19 protein-coding genes and 1 riboswitch are annotated in these 19858 nt (G+C 70.5%); of the genes, 8 read left to right on the top strand and 11 right to left on the bottom strand.

Going from position 1 to position 19858, the window contains the following annotated elements; translation table 11 throughout:
• Positions 1-7 precede the first annotated feature (7 nt).
• The 7 genes from ACWGDX_RS01530 to ACWGDX_RS01500 form a co-directional block, all read right to left on the bottom strand.
• Positions 8-1657: a 3' terminal RNA ribose 2'-O-methyltransferase Hen1 gene (locus ACWGDX_RS01530; protein WP_453621096.1), complete on the bottom strand. Its 1650-nt coding sequence runs from the start codon at positions 1655-1657 to the stop codon at positions 8-10.
• 122 nt (positions 1658-1779) lie between these two features.
• On the bottom strand, positions 1780-2682 hold the full coding sequence (gene mmuM / locus ACWGDX_RS01525; protein ID WP_453621094.1) for a homocysteine S-methyltransferase: 903 nt from the start codon (positions 2680-2682) through the stop codon (positions 1780-1782).
• A 127-nt stretch (positions 2683-2809) separates the two neighbouring features.
• Positions 2810-3733, bottom strand: a complete 924-nt coding sequence (locus tag ACWGDX_RS01520) for an LLM class F420-dependent oxidoreductase (protein WP_453621092.1) — start codon at positions 3731-3733, stop codon at positions 2810-2812.
• Positions 3734-3737: 4 nt separating this feature from the next.
• Positions 3738-4214: a DUF6099 family protein gene (locus tag ACWGDX_RS01515; protein ID WP_363082313.1), complete on the bottom strand. Its 477-nt coding sequence runs from the start codon at positions 4212-4214 to the stop codon at positions 3738-3740.
• Between the two features lie 144 nt (positions 4215-4358).
• Positions 4359-4709, bottom strand: coding sequence for a nucleotide pyrophosphohydrolase (locus tag ACWGDX_RS01510; RefSeq protein WP_453621090.1), 351 nt, complete (start codon positions 4707-4709; stop codon positions 4359-4361).
• Positions 4710-4896: 187 nt separating this feature from the next.
• On the bottom strand, positions 4897-5301 hold the full coding sequence (locus tag ACWGDX_RS01505; RefSeq protein WP_363082315.1) for a cell division protein SepF: 405 nt from the start codon (positions 5299-5301) through the stop codon (positions 4897-4899).
• Between the two features lie 162 nt (positions 5302-5463).
• A complete protein-coding gene (locus tag ACWGDX_RS01500; protein ID WP_453621088.1) occupies positions 5464-7587 on the bottom strand; it encodes a glycogen debranching N-terminal domain-containing protein in 2124 nt (707 codons plus the stop codon).
• A 136-nt stretch (positions 7588-7723) separates the two neighbouring features.
• Here ACWGDX_RS01500 and ACWGDX_RS01495 point away from each other — a divergent pair, with 136 nt between their 5' ends.
• The 6 genes from ACWGDX_RS01495 to ACWGDX_RS01470 all read left to right on the top strand — a co-directional run bounded on the left by ACWGDX_RS01495 (position 7724) and on the right by ACWGDX_RS01470 (position 14216).
• On the top strand, positions 7724-8773 hold the full coding sequence (locus ACWGDX_RS01495) for a LacI family DNA-binding transcriptional regulator (protein WP_453621086.1): 1050 nt from the start codon (positions 7724-7726) through the stop codon (positions 8771-8773).
• Positions 8774-8955: 182 nt separating this feature from the next.
• Positions 8956-10200: a sugar ABC transporter substrate-binding protein gene (locus ACWGDX_RS01490; protein WP_453621084.1), complete on the top strand. Its 1245-nt coding sequence runs from the start codon at positions 8956-8958 to the stop codon at positions 10198-10200.
• A 176-nt stretch (positions 10201-10376) separates the two neighbouring features.
• On the top strand, positions 10377-11363 hold the full coding sequence (locus ACWGDX_RS01485; protein ID WP_383042126.1) for a carbohydrate ABC transporter permease: 987 nt from the start codon (positions 10377-10379) through the stop codon (positions 11361-11363).
• Positions 11360-12343, top strand: a complete 984-nt coding sequence (locus ACWGDX_RS01480) for a carbohydrate ABC transporter permease (RefSeq protein WP_453621082.1) — start codon at positions 11360-11362, stop codon at positions 12341-12343. The genes ACWGDX_RS01485 and ACWGDX_RS01480 overlap by 4 nt, the downstream gene beginning before the upstream one ends.
• Positions 12344-12594: 251 nt before the next feature.
• Positions 12595-13290, top strand: coding sequence for a ferritin-like domain-containing protein (locus ACWGDX_RS01475; protein WP_453621080.1), 696 nt, complete (start codon positions 12595-12597; stop codon positions 13288-13290).
• Positions 13287-14216 carry a ferritin-like domain-containing protein gene (locus ACWGDX_RS01470; protein ID WP_453621078.1) on the top strand — a complete coding sequence of 310 codons (930 nt, stop codon included), beginning with the start codon at positions 13287-13289 and terminating at the stop codon, positions 14214-14216. Before ACWGDX_RS01475 ends, ACWGDX_RS01470 begins: the two co-directional genes overlap by 4 nt.
• A gap of 99 nt (positions 14217-14315) precedes the next feature.
• Here ACWGDX_RS01470 and ACWGDX_RS01465 read toward each other — a convergent pair whose 3' ends face one another.
• From ACWGDX_RS01465 to ACWGDX_RS01455, 3 genes are all read right to left on the bottom strand, one after another.
• Positions 14316-14738 carry a hypothetical protein gene (locus ACWGDX_RS01465; protein WP_453621076.1) on the bottom strand — a complete coding sequence of 141 codons (423 nt, stop codon included), beginning with the start codon at positions 14736-14738 and terminating at the stop codon, positions 14316-14318.
• Positions 14739-14863: 125 nt separating this feature from the next.
• Positions 14864-15577 carry an HAD family hydrolase gene (locus ACWGDX_RS01460; protein ID WP_453621074.1) on the bottom strand — a complete coding sequence of 238 codons (714 nt, stop codon included), beginning with the start codon at positions 15575-15577 and terminating at the stop codon, positions 14864-14866.
• Between the two features lie 226 nt (positions 15578-15803).
• The gene (locus tag ACWGDX_RS01455; protein WP_453621072.1) at positions 15804-16736 is read right to left on the bottom strand and encodes a ScbA/BarX family gamma-butyrolactone biosynthesis protein; all 933 of its coding nucleotides are present in this window, start codon (positions 16734-16736) and stop codon (positions 15804-15806) included.
• Positions 16737-16875: 139 nt separating this feature from the next.
• Between ACWGDX_RS01455 and ACWGDX_RS01450 the strand changes: the two genes are divergently transcribed.
• A complete protein-coding gene (locus ACWGDX_RS01450; protein ID WP_453621421.1) occupies positions 16876-17529 on the top strand; it encodes a ScbR family autoregulator-binding transcription factor in 654 nt (217 codons plus the stop codon).
• Between the two features lie 223 nt (positions 17530-17752).
• Here the strand turns inward: ACWGDX_RS01450 and ACWGDX_RS01445 are convergent, their stop codons facing one another.
• Positions 17753-18697 carry a LysM peptidoglycan-binding domain-containing protein gene (locus tag ACWGDX_RS01445; protein WP_453621070.1) on the bottom strand — a complete coding sequence of 315 codons (945 nt, stop codon included), beginning with the start codon at positions 18695-18697 and terminating at the stop codon, positions 17753-17755.
• Positions 18698-18701: 4 nt separating this feature from the next.
• A riboswitch (cyclic di-AMP (ydaO/yuaA leader) is annotated at positions 18702-18856 on the bottom strand.
• Between the two features lie 555 nt (positions 18857-19411).
• On the opposite strand from ACWGDX_RS01445, the gene ACWGDX_RS01440 reads away from it, so the two are divergent.
• Positions 19412-19840, top strand: a complete 429-nt coding sequence (locus tag ACWGDX_RS01440; RefSeq protein ID WP_453621068.1) for a hypothetical protein — start codon at positions 19412-19414, stop codon at positions 19838-19840.
• Positions 19841-19858: the final 18 nt, after the last annotated feature.

The raw sequence follows: 19858 nt of genomic DNA, 5'->3' as shown, positions 1-19858 counted from the left end.
CGGTCGCTCATGCGGTCTTCCCCTCCTGCTCGGCCGCCGCAGTGACGGCGGTCCCGGTCACGACGGTCCCGGTCGCGACGCTCTTGTCGTTCTGTGTGAAAACGGCCATCTGTGTGGGCGGTCCCACCTCGGGGTCATCAGGACCTATCGGGATATACGCGACGTCATAGCCATGGCGTCGGGCGACCTCTCCGGCCCAGTCGCGGAACTCCTCGCGGTTCCACTCGAAGCGGTGGTCGCCATGGCGCACGTGTCCGGCGGGCAAGGTCTCCCAGCGGACGTTGTACTCGACATTGGGCGTGGTCACGATGACGGTACGGGGCCGTGCCGCGCCGAACACCGCGTGCTCCAGGGCGGGCAAACGCGGCAGATCGAGATGCTCGACGACCTCGCTCAGCACAGCGGCGTCGTACCCCTTGAGCCGCTTGTCCGTATAGGTGAGGGCGCCCTGTATCAGCGTGACACGGGCGGCCTGGCGCTCGCTCATCCTGTCCAGCCCTATCCGGCGCCCGGCGATGGCCAAGGCGCGTACCGACACATCCACACCGACGATCCGGGTGAAGCGCACGTCCTTGAGCAGCGCCTGTACGAGCTGTCCCTGCCCGCAGCCCAGGTCGAGCACCGTGCCCGCGCCCGTGGCACGGAGGGCGGTCAGGATCACCTCGCGCCGCTGATCGGCGAGCGAGGGCTCCTTCGTGAAGCTCCTCACACGCCCGTCGTCAGCGCTGGCCGCGGTATCGGTGGCGTCCGCGGTGTCGGTGCCGTTTGCGGTGTCCGTGGTGTCAGTGGCGTCCGAGCGCGCTTCCCCGGTCTCCGCGCCGTCCAGGGCGGGGTCGGTGAGGATCTCCTCCACGGCGTTGTCGATCGCCTCGACGTCGATGTCGTCGGCCTCGGCGAGCCGGACCAGTTCGAGGCGCTCCATGGCCTGCCGGGTCAGACCCCAGCGGCGGGCCAGATAGCGGCTGGTGATCAGCTTCTGCTCGGGGTGCTCGGCCAGCCAGCCCTCGCCCGCGCGCAGCAGCTTGTCCACCTCGTCGGGCGCGACCCAGTAGTGCTTGGCGTCGTCCAGCACCGGCAGCAGGACATAGAGCTGGCGCAGCGCGTCGGCCAGCCGCAGCTCGCCGTCCAGGACGAGCTGGACATAGCGCGACTCGCCCCACTGGGGGAACCGCTCGTCCAGCGCCACCGGACGTGCCTCCACCGATGTCCAGCCGAGCGGCCCGAAGAGCTTGCCGACCAGCTCGGCGCCACCGCGCGCGGGCACGGCGGGGATCTCGATCCGCAGCGGCAGCGGCCGGGCGGCGCGCTCGGGCAGCGCGGCGCAGACCCCGCGCAGGGCGCTCTTGAAGACCGTGCTCAGCGCGACGGCGAGCAGCGAGGAGGCCGCGTAGGGACGGTCGTTGACATACTGCGCGAGCGCCGCGTCGGGCGCGCCGCCCCGGCCCTTCCCCCTGCTCCGCCGGACCAGCGCCACGGGATCGATCTCCAGCAGCAGCGCGGCCGTGCAGCGCTCGGTGGATGCCTCGGGGTAGAGCACATGGGCCGTGCCATGCGCTGTGGAGAACGTCTGCGCCCGGTCGGGGTGCTTGTGCAGCAGAAATCCGAGGTCGGTCGCGGGACGTTCCGGGGTGCCGGTCGTACTGATCGTCAGGAACACCCGATCGAGTATTGCCCGGGAGGACCACTACGACCAGGGGTTTTCGTCCTGCACGTCCTCCCGCCGTACTCCCATGTCCTCCCGCTGTGCTCCGGCACCCTCCCGCCGCGCCCCCGGTGTCCTCACCCGCCCAGCGCGGCGCCGAGCCGGGCGATGTCGGCCGGACCGACCCGGCAGCATCCGCCCACCAGCCGTGCCCCCGCCGACTGCCAGGCCCCCACCCGCGCCGGCTCGAAGGTGGCCTCGCCGCGCCAGGTCCGTTTCCCCGCGTCCCAGCCCTCGCCGCTGTTGGGATAGACGACGACCGGTTTGCCCGTCACCGAGGCGGCGGTCTCCACGGCGCGGTCGGCGTCCGCCGGCTCGCAGCAGTTGACACCCACCGCGATCACCTGACCGGCACCGGCCGCCAGGGCAAAGGCCTCGGCGAGCGGCTGTCCGGCCCAGGTGCGCTCCCCCGCGATGGAGTACGAGAGCCAGACCGGCACCCCGCAGCCGTCCACGGCCCGCAGCAGGGCCTCCGCCTCGTCGGTGTCCGGCACCGTCTCCAGCGCCAGCGCGTCGGGACCGGCCGCCACGAGGGTCTCGATCCTCGGCCGGTGGAAACGCTCCAGCTCCCGTACGGTCAGTCCGTACCGCCCTCGGTACTCACTGCCGTCCGCGAGCATCGCCCCGTACGGACCGACCGACGCGGCCACCCACACCTCGTGCTCCACGGTCTCGCCCGCGTGACGCGCCAGCTCCACACTTCTGGCCAGCAGACCGGCCGCCTCCCGCCTCCCCACACCCCGCCGCGCGAAGCCCTCGTAGGTGGCCTGGTAGCTGGAGGTGATCAGCACCCGCGCGCCCGCCCGCGCATACGCCGCGTGGGCCGCCCCGATCTGCTCGGGACCGTCGGCGAGGAGCCGCGCGGACCAGAGCTCGTCGGAGAGGTCGCAGCCCTGTGCCGCGAGCTGGTTGGAGAGACCGCCGTCAAGGACGACGGTCTCCCCGGCGAGGGCGGCGGCGAGTGTGCGGGCGGGTTTCATGACTGCTCTCCAGTGTCTCCGTGCTCACCGGCGCTCACCGGGTCCCCGCGCTCACCGCTGCTCACCGGGTCGGTCTCCGTGCCCACCGACCGGGCCCTGGGTCCTCGGTCCCGGCCATGCGCGGGACTCAGCCGAGCTGTGACTGGACCTGCGCGGAGATCAGCTCCAGATGGTCGAGATCGTCCAGGTCCAGGACCTGGAGATAGAACCGCGACGCGCCCACCGCCGCGTACCGCCCGATCTTGTCGACGACCTCGGCGGGCGAGCCCGCGAGCCCGTTCGCCCTGAGCTCGTCCGCCTCCCGGCCGATGGCCGCCGCGCGCCGGGCCACCTCCGCGTCGTCCTTGCCCACACAGACCACCAGCGCGTTCGAGTAGACGAGCTCGTCCGCCCGGCGGCCGGCCGCCGCCACGGCGTCCCGCACCCGGCCGAACTGCCGCTCGGTGTCCTCGATGGAGGCGAACGGCATATTGAACTCGTCCGCGTACCGGGCGGTCAGCCGGGGGGTGCGGGTGGCGCCGTGCCCGCCGATCAGGACCGGCACCTTGCCCTGCGCGGGCTTGGGCAGCGCGGGCGAGTCGGTGAGCTGGTAGTACGTGCCGTCATGGCTGAAGGTCTTGCCCTCCTCCGTCCCCCAGAGCCCGGTCACGATGGCGAGCTGCTCCTCCAGGCGGTCGAACTTCTCCTTCGGGAAGGGGATGCCGTACGCCGTGTGCTCCTCCTCGAACCAGCCGGCGCCCAGGCCCAGTTCGACCCGGCCGCCGGACATCTGGTCCACCTGCGCGACCTGGATGGCCAGCACGCCCGGCAGCCGGAAGGTGGCGGCCGTCATCAGCGTGCCGAGCCGGATCCGCTTGGTCTCCCTGGCCAGCCCGGCCAGGGTGATCCAGGCGTCCGTCGGCCCCGGGAGCCCGTCGCCCGACCCCATCCGCACATAGTGGTCGGACCGGAAGAAGGCGTCGAAGCCCAGGTCCTCGGTGGCCTTGGCCACGGTCAGCAGGGTCTCGTAGGTCGCCCCTTGCTGGGGCTCGGTGAAGATTCGAAGATCCATGCTTCTATCCTGCACCCTCGAACCGCCTGCCCCCTTCCCGCTCCCGTGCGCTCAGCCTGCGCAGCATTCCGCCCACCCGGTCGCTCGACTCGTCGGCGGCGTCGATCGCCTCGATGCACTGCCAGTAGAGCCCCTCCTCGTCCGTGGCACAGGCCACCGCGACCAGCGCGATGCCCACCTCACCCAGCAGCTCGCCCAGTCTCGTCAGCGCTCCCCCCGGGTCCCGCACCCCGGAGAGCTGCCCCGCCCGTATCCCGCCGGGGCAGAGCCCCGGCTGATCCGGCGGTCCGCAGCCGCGCCCGCCGGCCTCGCCCAGCTCCCGCGCCTCGGCCCTCAGCTCCTGCGGTCCGCTCAACGCCAACTGGTTGCCGATCGCCTGCGCGAGGGCCTGCGCCTGACAGGCCTCCGCGATCACATCCAGCGCCTCCGCGCTCCCCGCCAGGGCATGCCGGCTCACTCCGATGAGCCGTTCCGCATCCATGCACAGCCCCCGCTCATACGACAATCCTGCCCGTTCACTCCACTACCCAGAGTGAGGGAATGGCGACAGAAAGGCCAGAGCAATGCGGAAATCTCTGGACAGCAAGCTCAATGTGTATAACTCAGTCACTCCGCAGAGTGACGATCATGGTGAATCGGGCCCCGCTGAGGACCGCTTGGGCGGAAAGCGGACCTCATTCCGGTCGATCTTGGCCGCGAGCGCCGCGAGCGCGTCGATCCCCAGCACCTCGCAGAGCTGGAGCAGATAGGCGAGCACATCGGCGACTTCGTCGGTCACCCGGTGCGCCGACCCGGGGTCCTCCATCACCCGCGCCGACTGCTCCGGTGTCAGCCACTGGAAGATCTCCAGCAGCTCGGAAGCCTCGACGCTCAGCGCCGCCACCAGGTTCTTGGGGGTGTGGTACGGCTCCCAGTCCCGCGCCGCCGCGAACTCGGCCAGCCTGCGCTGCAGTCCCGCCACGTCATGTTCCGTCACGCGTCCAGGTCTACCACCGTCACTCCGGCGGCCCGCGCGCGAGCCCTCCCCGACGGCTCCGCGCCCGCGCCCACGACCGGACCCGCCATACCGACCGGACCCGCCGGATCCGCCGTACCAGCCGGACCGGCCGGACCCGCCGTACAGGACCCGCGACGCGGTGAACCGTTCCGCCTCGGGGGCCTCCCTACGACCGGGGGACGGCTTCCGCCGCGATCCCCTCGACCTCCGTGCCGATCGGCGCCAGCAGGAAGACGTTCTTGTCGACCCGGTGCATCCCGCTGCCGAGACCGAAGACGACCCCGCTGCTGAAGTCCAGGATGCGCTTGGCCACATCCGGCTCCGCGCCGGTCAGATCGAGCAGCACCGGGATCCGCGCGATGAGATGGTCCGCCACCTCCCGCGCGTCCCCGAACACCTGCACCCGCAGGACGATGAAGCGCCGGTTCTCCGCCGCGTAGTCACGCGGGACGGCCCGGTGGTCGACCCGGGACGGCCACTCGTCGCGGCCACGCAGCGGGACGACCTGTGCCAGGCCCTCCCACTGCTCGTCGGTGGCGTCGAACTCGCCGTATCTGCCGTACCTGCTCACCGGACCACCCCGCCCCTGCGCTGAGTCTGCATCCGGCCATACTCTCGTCCCTCACTCGTTCGGCCCAACAGCGACACGGCCCGGCCGGCAACGGAAACCGGCGGGACTCCGGCCGCCGCCGAAGTCCCGCCCGCGCGCGGGGCAGGCACCGGCAGGCACCCCTCAACGCGCCGCCGGGTGCTCCCTCTTCACCTCCAGACCGGCCGGCGCCTCGATGTGCGCCGTACCGTCGGCGTCGACCGAGATGTCCAGCCGTCCGCCCGCGACATCGAGTCCCGTCACCGTCAGCGGCCGGTAGGCCTCCGCGAACCCGGGCGCGACGGTGAGCGTGCCACCGGGGACATCGGCGCTGAGCCCCAGGACGGACTGGAGCACCAGCACCGACGAGGCCGCCGCCCAGGCCTGCGGACGGCAGGACGCCGGATACGGCGAGGGCCAGGCGTCGGTCGCCACGCCATGGCCGGCGAAGAGTTCGGGAAGGCGCGCGTCGAAGCCCGCGGACGCGGTCAGCAGACCCGCCGCGAGCGACGCCGCCTCGTCCGGGAATCCGGCCCTGACCAGCCCGTGCACGGCGATCGCGGTGTCGTGCGGCCAGATGGAACCGATGTGATAGCCGTACGGGTTGTAGCCCACCGAGTCACTGCTCAGTGTGCGCAGCCCATGCCCCGAGTCGAGATCGGGGGCGCTGAGCCGGGCGGCCAGCAGCGCGCTCTCCTCCTGGTTGAGCAGACCCGTGCCCAGCAGATGGCCGAAGCCCGAGGTGACCGAGTCCACCGGCTTCCTGTCACGGTCGAGGGCGACGGCCGGATAGGCGCCGCGCTCGTCCTCCACCCAGAAGTGGGCGCGGAACCGGTCGCCCAGCCGCTCGGCCCACTCCTCCCACTCGTCGGCGCCGGGACGGCCGAAGGCGCGCAGCAGCGCGGCGCCGCCGCGGGCCGCCTCGTAGGCGTACGCCTGGACCTCGCAGAGCGCGATCGGCGCGGCGGCCAGCCGCCCGTCGCGGTGCCGGATGGCGTCGCCCGAGTCCTTCCAGCCCTGGTTGGCGAGGCCCCGTCCGGTGAGGTCGATGTACTTCAGGAAGCCGTCGCCGTCCGCGTCGCCGTGGTCGCGCATCCAGGCGAGCGCGGACTCGGCGTTCGGCAGGAGCTGTTCGACCTGCTCGGGCGCGAGGCCCCAGCGCCAGGAGTCGTGCAGCAGGGTGACCCAGAGCGGGGTGGCGTCGACCGTGCCGTAGTAACTGGGCGGCAGGGCGAAGCCGTCGTGGAACTCCTGGGCGGCGCGGCGCACTTCGTGCAGGATCTTGCCGAGCTGCTCCTGGCTCTCCGGGTCGGACGCCGTGCCCTGGCGGCGGGCGAGGGTACGCAGCGTACCGGCGGCGAGTCCGGTGCCCAGCGGCAGCAGCATACGGGCCGCCCAGAGGGAGTCTCGGCCGAAGAGCGTGAGGAACCAGGGGGCTCCCGCGGCCAGGAACTGGTCCTCGGGCGCCTCGGAGTCGGTCAGCCGCAGCCGGTCGAGGTCGGCGGCCGACTGGTCGATCCAGTGGTCGAAGCGCCGGTCGGCGCTGCGCAGCACGGGGACGCGCCAGGGCGCGCTGTCCGCCGGGGGCGCCGGGAACTGGTCGCCGTCCTCGTGAGCGGCGTCACAGCGCAGCACGGCGGTCCAGGCCGCGCCGGGCGCCAGCTCGATCCCGTACTCCAGCCGTCCTGCCGCCGGATCGACGGCGGTGGGCTCCGGGGTGGAGACGAGCCGTACGGCGAAGGGCCCACGCGACCAGTCGAGTCCTCCCGCAGACGCGGTGGCGGTGACCGCGGGCTGGGTGTCCCCGGTCTTGACGCGCTCCATCAGCGCGAGATCGGTGGCGGCGGTCACGATCAGCCGGAAACGGACATTCTGCCCACCGGCGTTGATGACCTCCAGGGTCTCCTCCAGCCGCCCGGAGGTGATGGCCCGGCGCCGGTGCAGGGTGACGGCGGGGTCGGCGGTGTCCTCGCCGAGACCGCGCAGCACACCGCGGAAAGCGGCTCTGTCGGCACCGTCAAGGGCTCCGCGCACCGGTGCGATCGCGATGCCGTCGGCCGCCACGGTCAGCCGGGCCAGCGCCCTGCTGTCGCCGTGGTAGAAGCCGTCGGCGCCGCCGTCGATCTGACCGTCCGCGTGCGAGACCGCGAAGCTCGGCGCGTACAGCGTCACCACGGCGTCGTGCAGGAACGGCTGGAGCCCTTCGGCCGAGGGGGCGGCCCCCGCGACGGAGTTCGTTATGTCGTGGGTCTTGACAGTTGTATCCAACAGAGCAGAACCTCTCAGGCATTGGAGCGTTCCAAGAACCCTAACGACGACCTCAGGGCGTTGACAATGGCATTAGAACGCTCCAATAAACTCACACCGAACTCGCTCTGCACACGACCCGCCTCCGGAGACACCCATGCCCCGCTCCCCCGACACCCCCTCGGCCAAGGCCGGTCCAGTGACCCTGGCCATGGTCGCGCGACGGGCAGGGGTCTCTCCGCAAACGGTGTCAAATGCCCTCAACTCACCCGGACTGCTCCGCCCCGAGACCCTGGAACGCGTCCGGCGCACCATCGATGAGATGGGCTACCGGCCGCACCGGGCCGCGCAGGCGCTCCGTACCCGCTCCAGCAAGCTGATCGGTTACGGCATACGTCCCATGCCGCCCGGCACCACGGCGCCGGTCATGGACCGGTTCCTGCACGCGCTCTCCCAGACCGCGGACGAGGCCGGCTACCGGGTGCTGCTGTTCGCCTCGCCGCCGGGCGCGGGAGCGCTGGACGGCTACGAGGAGCTCCTCGATCTGCACCGTGTCGACGGCTTCGTGCTCAGCGGCACCGACCGCGGCGACCAGCGCCAGGCGTGGCTGGCCAAGCGCGGCGTGCCCTTCGTGGGCTTCGGCCGGATGTGGTCGGGCCGCCAGATAGGCGACTGGGCGGATGTCGACGGCGCGGCGGGCACGGACGCCGCCGTGGACCATCTCGTCGCTCTGGGCCACCGGAAGATCGCGTTCCTCGGCTGGCCGCGCGGCTCCGGCGTCGGCGACGACCGCGCCGAGGGCTGGCAGCGCGCCATGCGCCGGCACGGTCTTCCGATCCGCGGCAGACGCGCGCAGAGCGTCGACGACATCGACTCGGCACAGGCCGCCGCGGGACCGCTGCTGGACGCGGGCGCCACGGCCGTGATCGCCGCCAGTGACATGCTCGCGCTGGGCTGCTACCACGCCCTGCGCAAGCGCGAGGCCGTACCGGGCGAGGACGTCGCCGTGGTGGGCTTCGACGACTCCCCCACCGCCGCGCTCCTCTCCCCCGGTCTCTCCACCATCGCCCAGCCGCTGGAAGCCGTCGGCCGCGAATGCGTCCGGCTGCTGCTGGCCAGGATGGCGGACCCGGACGCGCCGCCGGAGCGCGTCCTGCTCGAACCCTCGCTCGTCGTACGGGACAGCACACCGGTATTAGCCGGCTGAGCCCCGCCCGGACCGGACCCCCGGCCCCCGGCCGGACCGAGCCCCCGCTACCCGCGCCTTTGCCGCGCCCACCCGCCCCCGCCGGAGCCGTCGTACGACGTGCCCCGGTGGCGGCCCATCGATTCACAGCACGCCCTTCCGGGCCGCTGAGCCGCACGTTTCATCCCTTTCAGGAGGAATTCATGGTCACCCGCACGGCCGTCGCCGCCTTCGCCGCGTGCGCGGCGCTGCTGACCGCCACCGGCTGTTCGTCCAGCTTCGACGACAGCAAGGAGCCGGCCCAGGACAAGGCCGCCAAGCAGAACCTGACGGTCCTCATCGCCACCTCGGGTGACGCCGAGACCCAGGCGGTCAAGACCGCCGCCGCCGCGTACGCGAAGAAGTCCGGCAACTCGGTCACCGTCGAGGTCGCCAAGGACATGAACCAGCAGCTCGCCCAGTCCTTCGCCGGGCACAAGCCGCCGGACGTCTTCTATGTGAACTCCGACCAGTTCGCCAACTACGCCAAGGGCGGCTCGCTCTACGCGTACGGCGACCAGATATCCGACGCCTCCGACTTCTCGGAGCAGCTCCGTACGTCGTTCACGTACGACGGCAAGCTGATGTGCCTGCCCAAGGACACCTCCACGCTCGGTCTCGCCATCAACACCGATCTGTGGCAGAAGGCCGGTCTGACGGAGAAGGACTACCCGAAGACCTGGGAGGAGCTGAAGACCGTCGCGGACAAGCTCACCACCGGTGGTGTCACCGGTCTGGTCACCAGCGACGAGTACCAGCGCCTCGGTGTCTTCATGAAGCAGGCGGGCGGCTGGGTCACCGACACGGACCAGAAGAAGATGACCGCCGACAGCCCCGAGAACGCCGAGGGGCTCGCGTTCGTCCAGTCCCTGCTCAAGTCGGGCTCGATGAAGTTCGCCAAGAACGTCGACACCGGCTGGGGCGGTGAGGCGCTCGGCAAGGGCAAGGCCGCGATGACCATCGAGGGCAACTGGCTCGACGGCGGTATGAAGCTCGACTACCCGGACGTCAAGTACGCCGTGGCACCGCTGCCCGCGGGCCCGGCCGGCCAGGGCACGCTCGCCTTCAGCACCTGCTGGGGCGTGGCCGCCGACAGCGCGCACCGCGAGGCGGGCGTCGACCTCGTGAAGTCGCTCACCACCGCGGACCAGCAGATCGCCTTCGCGGACGCGTTCGGTGTGATGCCGTCGCGGACCAGCGCGCTCACCACGTACGCCGAGCGGTTCCCCGCGGCCAAGGCCTGGGTCGACGGCAGCGCGTACGCGCAGGGTCCGGTGACGATCGCCGGCTTCGACAAGGTGCTGAGCCAGTTCAACACCGATCTCCAGTCGCTGCGCACCGCCGACCCGAAGAAGATCCTCGCCGACCTCCAGCGCAACGGCGAACAGGCCATCTCGAAGGGCAACTGAGCCCGATGTCCATCCGCACGATGCGCGCGCCCCGCGCGCGCCGTACCCCCCGCGCGACCGGCACGCCAGGCGCTCCTGACGGCGCATCCGGCGGAACCGGTACGACCGCGACGGCCCGCGCCCGGCGCGCGGGCCGTCGCGGGGAGGGCGCCTGGGGCTGGCTGTTCGTCAGCCCCATGGTGGTGATCCTCGGTCTGTTCCTGGTCCTGCCCATCCTGATGGCGCTGTGGGTGAGCCTGCTGCGCTGGGACGGGCAGTCCAATCCGTTCTCCGGGCAGGCCGACTTCGTGGGTCTGGACAACTACCGGACCCTGCTGACGCAGGACGGCCTCGACCGCACGCTCTTCGCGACCGCCCTGCGCAACAACGCCTATTACGTACTGCTGACCGTGCCGCTCCAGACCGTGCTGGCGCTGGGCCTGGCCCTGATCGTCAACCAGAAGATCCTGCGCGGGCGCGGCGCCCTGCGTACGACGTTCTTCTTTCCCTCGGTCACCAGCTCCATCGCCGTCTCCACGGTCTTCCTCTTCCTGTTCCAGGGCAGCGGGGCGGTCAACTCCCTGCTGTCGTGGATCGGGGTGAAGGGACCGAACTGGTTCGCGGATCCACGGGGAGTGCTCTCGCTGGTCCTTGGCGGTCTGGGAATCGTCGATCCCGAGCGACCGGCCGGGGTGCTGGCGGACCACTCGGTCATGGGGCTGTCCTGGTTCGAGTGGCTCTCGGGCCCCTCGGTCGCGATGTGCACGATCATCCTGCTGGCCGTCTGGACCACCTCGGGCACCTTCATGCTGATCTTCCTCGCGGCGCTCCAGGACATCCCGCGCGAGCTGGAGGAGGCGGCGGCGCTGGAAGGCGCCAACCGCCGCCAGCTCCTGCGGTATGTGACGCTGCCCGCGCTGCGTCCCGTGCTGTTCCTGGTCCTCACGCTGGGACTGATCTCCACCTGGCAGGTCTTCGACCAGGTGTATGTGATGGGCCAGGGCGCCCCGGGCAATACGACGCTCACCCCCGCCTTCCTGTCGTACTCCGCGGGCTTCGACAACGCGGACTTCGGCCAGGGCGCGGCGATCGCGTTCATCCTGCTCGCCCTGATCCTCTGTCTGACCGGGTTCCAGCGCTGGGTGCTGCGGGAGCGCGGAGCACGCACCGGGAGGAAACGATGACCGCCACCGGTACGCCCGTGAACGACCTCGACGGACAGACGGAAGGGAACGGCCGGGCGATACGGGAGGGCCGGGCGGAACGGGTCCGTCGCCGGCGGGCCTCGCGTGACCAGGGACGCCCTGTGCTGCCCCGGTTCCCCGTTCCGCTGCGGGTGCTCGGGTACGCCCTGGTCGTCGGCGTGGCCTTGCTCTATCTGCTGCCGTTCGCGCTTCAGCTGGTGACCGGTTTCAAGACCGATCCGGACGCCGCCTCGCATCCGCTCTCCCTGCTGCCCGCCACCCCGACGACCGCCGCCTACCAGCGGCTCTTCGGGCTGAGCGAGTCCGGGGACGGGGTGCCCTTCCTGCGCTGGCTGGGCAATTCGGCGCTGGTGGCGGTGCTCGTCACGGCGGGGCGGGTGCTGTTCGACTCGATGGCGGGGTACGCGCTGGCGCGGCTGCGCTTCCGGGGCCGTGGAGTGCTGTTCGCCTTCGTCCTCGCGGTGATGGCGGTGCCCGGGGTGGCGCTGCTGATCCCGAAGTTCCTGGTGCTCAACACCTTCGGGATCTTCGACACCTACACCGCCATGATCCTGCCGCTGCTGGTGGACGCGGCGGGCATCTTCATCATGAAGCAGTTCTTCGAGTCGGTGCCCCGCGAGGTCGAGGAAGCCGCGCGGGTGGATGGCGCGGGGGTGTTCCGTATCTTCTGGTCCGTCGTCCTGCCGATGGCCAGACCCGCGCTGATCACCCTGACGATCCTGTCCTTCCAGGGGTCGTGGAACGAGTTCACGCACTTCCTCGTCGCCACCCAGTCCGGCCAGTACGAGACGCTCACCACGGGCCTGGCCCGCTTTGTCTCGGGCGGTCTGGGCGGCGGTACGCAGTATCCGCTCAAGCTGGCCGCCGCGCTGCTCTCCACCCTGCCGGTCGCGGCGCTGTTCTTCTGCTTCCAGCGCTACTTCGTCAACGGCGCCAACTCGGGCGCGGTCAAGGAGTGAGGACGACACGGTGACAGGGAAGGGCCGGGGCCCGGCGGGGAACTCCCGCCGGGCCCCGGCCCGTACCACCCCGGCCCGTACCACCCCGGGGCGCGCCGCCCCCGCTCGCATCGTTTCCGCGCGTATCGCTCCGCCGATGAGGTGAAACACCCCCTCCCGTCGGTGCGGTCGGCGATCCACCGGCCCCCTCCTCGCGAATGTGTCGGTGAGAGTCCCGCGGTGGCGCGGGCGCCGAGCAGAAAGGGGGCGTGATGGGCGCGGAGCACATCGACACCCGATTGCTGGAGGAACTGACCGAGCGGTCGCAGGACTTGAACAGCGACGCCCGCAGAATCACCGGGAGCGCGCTGACCGACTTCGCCGCGGCGGAGTCCGCGTCGAGGAACGACATCACGGCGCTGGAGAGCGCCGCGTCGCTGGAGAACCTGCTGGTGAGCGTCTACCGGAGCGCCGTCGCGCTGCCGTTCGTCAAGAACGGGACCAAGACCGTCGCGGAGTTCTTCGACACCACCGCCCAGCAGCACCAGGCCCACGCCAAGGCGTTCAACGACGCCGCCGCCAAGGCGGGCGGCCGGCCCCAGAGCCAGCCCGACGAGACCTACGAGGCCGTCGTGACCCGGGCGCTGCCGGCCGTCAAGGCCCCGGCGGACGTGGTCAGGCTCGCCCTGTATCTGGAGGACGTGGCCGCGCGGACCCACACCAGGAATGTGACCAGGGTCGCCGACACCAAGCTGCGCCGGCTCTTCGGCTCCGTCGCACCGGTCGAGGCGCAGCACCGCGCCACCCTGCTGGCCGTGCAGTCCCTGCTCGCCTCGGGCCACGAGAGCCTGATCGAGATCCCGACGGACGCCCCCAGACTGCCCGCGGCCGTCGGCAGCGCGGCCATTCCCGAAGTCTTCCAGCCGATCGCCAACGCCCGGCCGATGCCCGAAGGAGCCCTGAAGTGAGACGCGCGCGAGGCGGTTGGGAGCTGCCCATCAGTGAGAGCCAACTCGGCCGTCTCACCAAGGAGATGACGGAGGCTCACCACGACACACTGCCCGCCCTGCGCGCGGACGCCGCGTCGCTCACGGAGCGGATCAGGGCGCTCGGCCCCGCGCGGCGCGGTGGTCTTCCGACGGGCGGGAACCGCGCCGGCCGTCTCCCGGCGGGCCTCGGGGCGGCGGACCGCGCCGCGCCGGCGAACGGTACGGGGAACACCGGCCCGGCCGACGCCGGACGCCGCCGCTTCCTGCTGGGCGCCGGAAGCCTCGGTGCCGCTCTTCTGCTGACCGGCTGCACCAGCGCCGGAACCGATGAGAAGGGCGCCTCCCCGCCGGGAGCGCCGGCGGACGTGCTTCCGCCCCGCGCCGCCGCGGACACGGTCATGTACACCGAGCACCTCAGATTCGTCGCGCTGTCGGCGGCCCTGGAGAACCAGGCCGTGGGCGCCTACGGATCGATCCTGGCGGCGGCCGGGGCGGAGAAGTTCGGCGCCGTACCGCCCGCCGTGTCGACCTTCGTCACCATGGCGATGGCCCACCACATCGACCACGCCAAGGCATGGAACACGGCCCTGACGGACGCGGACAAGCCGGCCGTCACCGATGTGCCGCTGTCGAACCAGCGGGCGATCACCACCGCGCTGGCCAGGATCACCAGCGTCGACGACGCCGCCAAGCTCGCCCTCCAGCTGGAGGACCAGGCCGCGCAGACCTATCTCTTCGCCAGCTACAACGGCAAGAGCGCCGCCGGGATCGAAACCGCGGCCACCATCGCGCCGGTCGAGGCGATGCATGTCTCCATCCTGCGCTTCATCCTCGGACAGGACCCGGTCCCGGAGGCGTTCCTGCCGGAGGACATGGCGGCGACGCCGAGTCTGCTGACGGTGTGAGGAACACCGGACGGTGCGCGGCATACGGGTGCGTGCCCGGCGGCGGGCACGCACCGGCCCCGGCGCGGGGGCCGGGGCGGGAGCGGGCACCCGGGCCGGTCATCCCGACCGTCGGATCCGCCAGGGAAGCCTGAGTCTGCGGCGGTAGCGGCGCGAGGGAGCCACGGGAGCGGTCCCGCGGTACGGCGGTTCCTCGTCCAGATCCAGATACGGTCCGGTGTCTCCGTCCGCCGCCGACCGCAGTCCCGGTTTGTCGTACCGGGTGGCGGCGATCACCTCGACGAGCTGCTCCTCGGTGAAGAGCTCGGAACCCCGCACATGCGGTACGAAGCCGACGAGTACGCCGTCCTCCACGACCTCGGCCCGAAGGCCCAGTACGTCGTCCATGTCCCAGATCGCCTCGCCCCCCTCGGCGAGCACGATCTGTACACCGCACTGATAGACACCCAGGTGGGCCATATGGGCCATGACGCCCCGGGCCCGCAGGGAGGACACGAGACGGCCGGCGCGTTCCTCGTCCATCCGATGCCCCATCTCCCTGTGCGGAGGCTTTTGAACGTATATGTCCCGTGGCCATCATGGTAAGCCGTTTCGCCGGGACGGCGAGTTCCGGGGGCAGCGCCCGATCCCGACCCCGGGGCCACGCGTCAGCGGGTGGCGGGCATCACGTCGAAGGAGACCTGGACCGGCACCCGGGCGCCGGTCCAGCCGCGTACCTCCGGCTCGTTCAGCGAGCGGACCCAGACGTCCACCAGCGCCACGACGTCCTCGCCGGGCCAGGGACCGACGCCCATGACCCGCATACCGGCCTCGGCGGCGGACCGGATCCCGCAGGTGGAGTCCTCGACCGCCAGGGTGTCGACGGGCTCGGCGCCGCACAGCCGTGCGGCGGTGAGATAGACGTCCGGGAGGGGCTTGGGTCTGATCTCACCCTCGGGCACCACGATGTGGTCGAAGTGGTCGAGCAGTCCCGCCGTGCCGAGGCAGGACTCGACGACCTCCCTCGGGCAGTTGCTGGCGACGGCGAGAGGGGCGAGGCCCGCCGATTCCTCGACGAGCCGGCGGGCGCCGGGCATGGTGCGGGGGTTGTCGGCGACGAGCGCGCGGAAGTGCCCGAGCAGCAGGACGGTCAGGTCCTCGACGAGTTCCGGGCGTCCCGCCTCCTCGGCCATGAGGCGGCCGCATTCGGTGTAGTGCAGTCCCTTGGCCCGCTCGGCGAAGCCGGGCATGGGGGCGAATCCATACTCGCGCAGCGCCAGAATTCGAGCGTCCTGCCAGTGGCATTCGGTGTCCATGAGGGTTCCGTCGCAGTCGAAGACGATGGCCGCGGGAGTCCAGGAAAGGATGCGGTGAGCTGTCATCCGATTGTTCCGTTCAGAAGAGCCCGATTAGCGGCAGCACTGGCCGCCGCGACAGTGCGAAACACCGCGGGCACGCTGGTCACCCGCTGTCGGGCGGGCGCGATCCGGGCAGTCGCGGCCTTATGGAGAAGGCCGGTTGAGGGCGACCACCCAAGAACATAACGATCGCTACGCTAGAGAGGAAAACTATTGGTAGTCAAGTGACTTCACAGAGTATTCCCAGGCTTTACCTGTAGCGGAGGACGCCAAAAGCCTTCTGTTCCCCGTCCTGGAGAAAACGGAACACACAGATGTCGTGGTGGGGCACACACATAATTCGAGCGGGCGGGCTGTATTCGATAAAGCGTGCTGCTTCGAGTCGTCCGCCGGTGGGACGCAGCAAAGCGCCCCGGCTTTCCACGGCCGCGGCCTGGCGCGCGGCTTCCAGCAGAATGATGCCGGGAACATGATCCGTGGCGTGGTCGAAGAAGAAGGGGTGCCGCGGGTCGGCCGGATCGACCAGGAGGGTGCCGCCGTCGAGTCCGAGGACGACATCGTGCGCGCCCGTCACCCCCAGCCCGCGGAAGTCGGGGCGGACCGGCCCGGTCGCGCTCCCCGGCGCGGTGAAGCGCCGACGGCCGGTCCGTACGGCGTCGTACCGTTCGCCGTCCATGACGCGCGCACCGCCCCCGGCCCGCGCGAACACCGTGCCCCGGGCGGAGAAGGAGACATCGAGCCGCAGTCCGGTGACCGCGCCGTCCTCGGCGGCGCGGCGCACCTCGCTCGCGCGTACGGCGCAGGTCACCCCGGTGGCACCGGAGACCGCCCGGGGTTCCGCCGACGGATCGATCCCGAAGAACAGATCGGTGATGAGCAGATGCGCGGTGGGCGCGACATCGAAATACCGGAGCGGGATATAGATCCCGAGCTGGCGCAGCGTCTCGACGATCATCAGCGGACTGTGCAGATCGGCGCCGTCGCGCGGAAAGGTCGGATGGGACCGGGACCAGGACGCCGCGGCTTCGAATCCGCCGTCCGGACTCCGCCGTACATCGGTGAGCAGCACCTCGGCCACGGAGTCGCGGTGCACCATCTCGCGTGCGACCGTACGCGACCAGGACAGCGGGCGGACGTCCTCCAGGGTGCCGACGATCGATGCCTCAGCAACCGTTGTATTCATGCGACAAGAACACCGCAATTTTCGTTGCTACGCACCCCAGCCCGGAGCCGCCAAGCCCGCCACGCCCGGTGGGAAAAGCCGCTACATTGCCTGCTGTCATTTAACGGAACGGCAATCCGGGGTACACGTGCGGGTTCGGGTGCAGCAGGTTCGGGCGAAAACGACGCGGAGGTTTCTCCTGGAAGCGGCGGCACAGTTGTTCGATGAGCGGGGTTACTCAGGCACCAGTATCAGCGATATCAGCGCACAGTCCGGCCGCACCAGCGGAGCCATCTACTTCCACTACGCCAGCAAGGAGAATCTCGCCCTCGCCATTGTCGAGGAGCATTTCGCGACCTGGCCCGATCTGATCGACCGTTACAGCGCGTCCGACCGTCCGGCGCTGGAACGGCTGGTCGCGCTGAGTTTCGAGGTGGCGAGGGCCTTCCGGGACGATGTCGTCATCCGCGCGGGCGCCCGGCTCTGGGCGGAGCGCACCGCTATCAATGCCACGCTGCCGAGACCTTTTGTGGGCTGGCTGGAAACCGTCACCAAACTTCTCGAAGAGGCCCGTCAGGAGGGGGAACTCACACATGGCGTCACCCCTCAGGTGGCCGCGCACGGACTCGTGTGCGCCTTCTTCGGACTGCACACCGTCTCCGACGCCCTGGAGGGGCGCCGTCAGATCGAGGAAGCGCTGCACGATCTGTGGCTGCTGCTCCTGAACGCCCTTCAGACGGACCCGGATCCGGCGGCCCTGCTCGCGCGGGTGCGTGAACACCCCCTCGCACCGGTGCCCGCCGGGGGGCGATGAACCGAGGGCGGCGGTGGACGGACAGACGGCCGGACCCGGCCGGGACGGAGGATGTCCCGGCCGGGTCCGGCCGTCTGTGCGGGTGCGCGGACGTGCGGGTGCGCGGATGCACGAGCGCGCGGGCCTGTACGGATGTGACGGTACGTCAGCGTCGAGCGCCGGCGGAGCCTGTCAGCGGGGTCTGTCCGCGGGGTCTGTCCGCGGGGTCTGTCCGCGGGGTCTGTCAGTACGGGCCGTTCACATTGTCGATCGAGCCGTACCGGTCGGCCGCGTAGTTGCAGGCGGCGGTGATGTTGGCGACCGGGTCGAAGCTGTCCATCGACGTACCGGGCACGTGGTAGGCCTGGAACGTGGGGTCGATGACCTGGAGCAGGCCCTTGGAGGGCGTACCGGCGGCGGCGTTGGAGTCCCAGTTGTTGATGGCCGACGGATTGCCGGAGGACTCACGCATGATGTTCCGGTAGATACCGTCGTAGCTGCCGGGGATGCCCTGGGCGGCCATGACGTCCAGCGACTCGTTGATCCAGCCGTCCAGATCGTCGGTGTATGTCTTCGGGGCCGCCTGGGTGACGGTGTCGCTCGTATCGGCCGTCGCGCTCTCGGCGGTGGCCCCGGCGTCCTCGGCGGTCGCCGTCGGATCCTCGGTAGCCGCCGTCGCGTCCTCCGTGGCCGCCGTCGCGTCGTCGGTGGCCGCCGTCGCGTCCTCCGTGGCCGCCGTCGCGTCGTCGGTGGCCGCCGTCGCGGTTTCCTGCTCGACCACGGCGGTGGCCGGTGCGGTGGCCGCTGGTGCGGTGGCCGCCGACGTGGCGGTGGCCGGTGTGGCGGTGGCGGGCGGGGCGGACGCGGTCCTCTCACCGAGGGTCAGTTCGACGCCGGGGTGGATCAGTGCCGGATTGCCGCCGATGACCTCACGGTTGTCCTCGTACAGCTTCTTCCAGCCGCCGCTGACGGAGTGCGCGGCCGCGATCCTGGAGAGCGAGTCCCCCGCGACGACGGAGTAGGTCTCCGGGTTGTCCTTCTGCGTCGCGGCGGCGGGCGACGACACCGCCTCGGCGGTGGTCGCGGCGATGAACGGGAGCGCGAGTACGGCACCACCCGTGCCCACGACGGCGAGACCTCGGGCGAACGGGCTGGTTCTGGGACGGCGGTGCTTGGCCTGTGCGGGCATGACGCATTCCTCTCCGTCGCCTGCGAGGTGAGCTGTCGGGTTCGGGCTGGAGCTGCCCGGCCGCGGTATGAGCGCGGCTTCACCCCAAGCCGGTCCGGATTCCGGAACGGCGCCTTACCTGGGTCCCCCGCTCCTGCCGTGCGTGAGTGGGTTCGGTTTCCGGGCGGCGGCAGGATTCGGCGGTCCGTCCGGATTGACGTGAACGTAGGCGGAACGTCCGGACAAAAACAAGACCTGAATTCACAGCGCGATCCCGGCGGACGAATCCAGAGCGGAATGATCCGGTTACGCAGAAGTCGTCCGGGGACTCAACTCTCGCTCCCCGGGAGCGAAATGGCCGAGGCGACGGGAGCCACGGAACACGGCCGATGTGACGCACATCATGACCCCTGACGGAATTTCTGACGTCACAACACCGTACAGAGAATGCCAAGGCGTGCCAATACCACCCAAATGCACCACGGGAAGAATGCGGGCAAACCGCCCATACAATTACTTTTCAAAACGGGTGCGATATACCATGCTGCTCCGACCAATTCGATGTGGGTGTCATTTATTCCGCGTCGGGGTGCGTGCCGAGTGCGTATCGCCACCATTCGGGGAGGGAAAGCGGTGGAACGGGGGGACAGCCTTTGGGAGTGCGCCGGCGCCGCGACGGCGTCGCCACATCGCGTACGTTCATGGCGTAACTCGTCTGTTCCACGAGGAGGTTCAGTGTCACAGGATCCGTGGTTTCTGAGGGATCTGGCGCCGGATGTCGTGCTCGCCGGTTCGGTGATGAACGGCAGTCTGCGGGGAGCCGAGGCGGTGCGGGCGCAGATTCGTGCCGTGCTCGGCCTCTACCGCGAGTTCACTCCCGTCTGGGAGGGCGAGTTCGGTGACCGTCGGGTGAACGAGTACACCGCCGTCGTCGACGGCAGGCCGGTGACGGGAGTCGGCGTGTTCCATATCAATGACCAGGGCCAGGTGGACGAGATCGTCGTCGATCACCGGCCGCTGTCCGCGGCCCTGACCGTCTCCAGGCTTCTGGGCGAAGCCCTGGCCGGCGGCCCCGGCCGTGACCGCGACGAGTTCTATCGCCCCGACGGACAGACCTACGAGGATCTGATCGGGTACGCCGAAACCCATGGCCGCGAACTCTGACGCGTACGCCCGCTCGCG

Source organism: Streptomyces sp. NPDC055025 (genome assembly GCF_053608565.1).
This window is presented reverse-complemented; position numbering and strand designations above follow the sequence as displayed.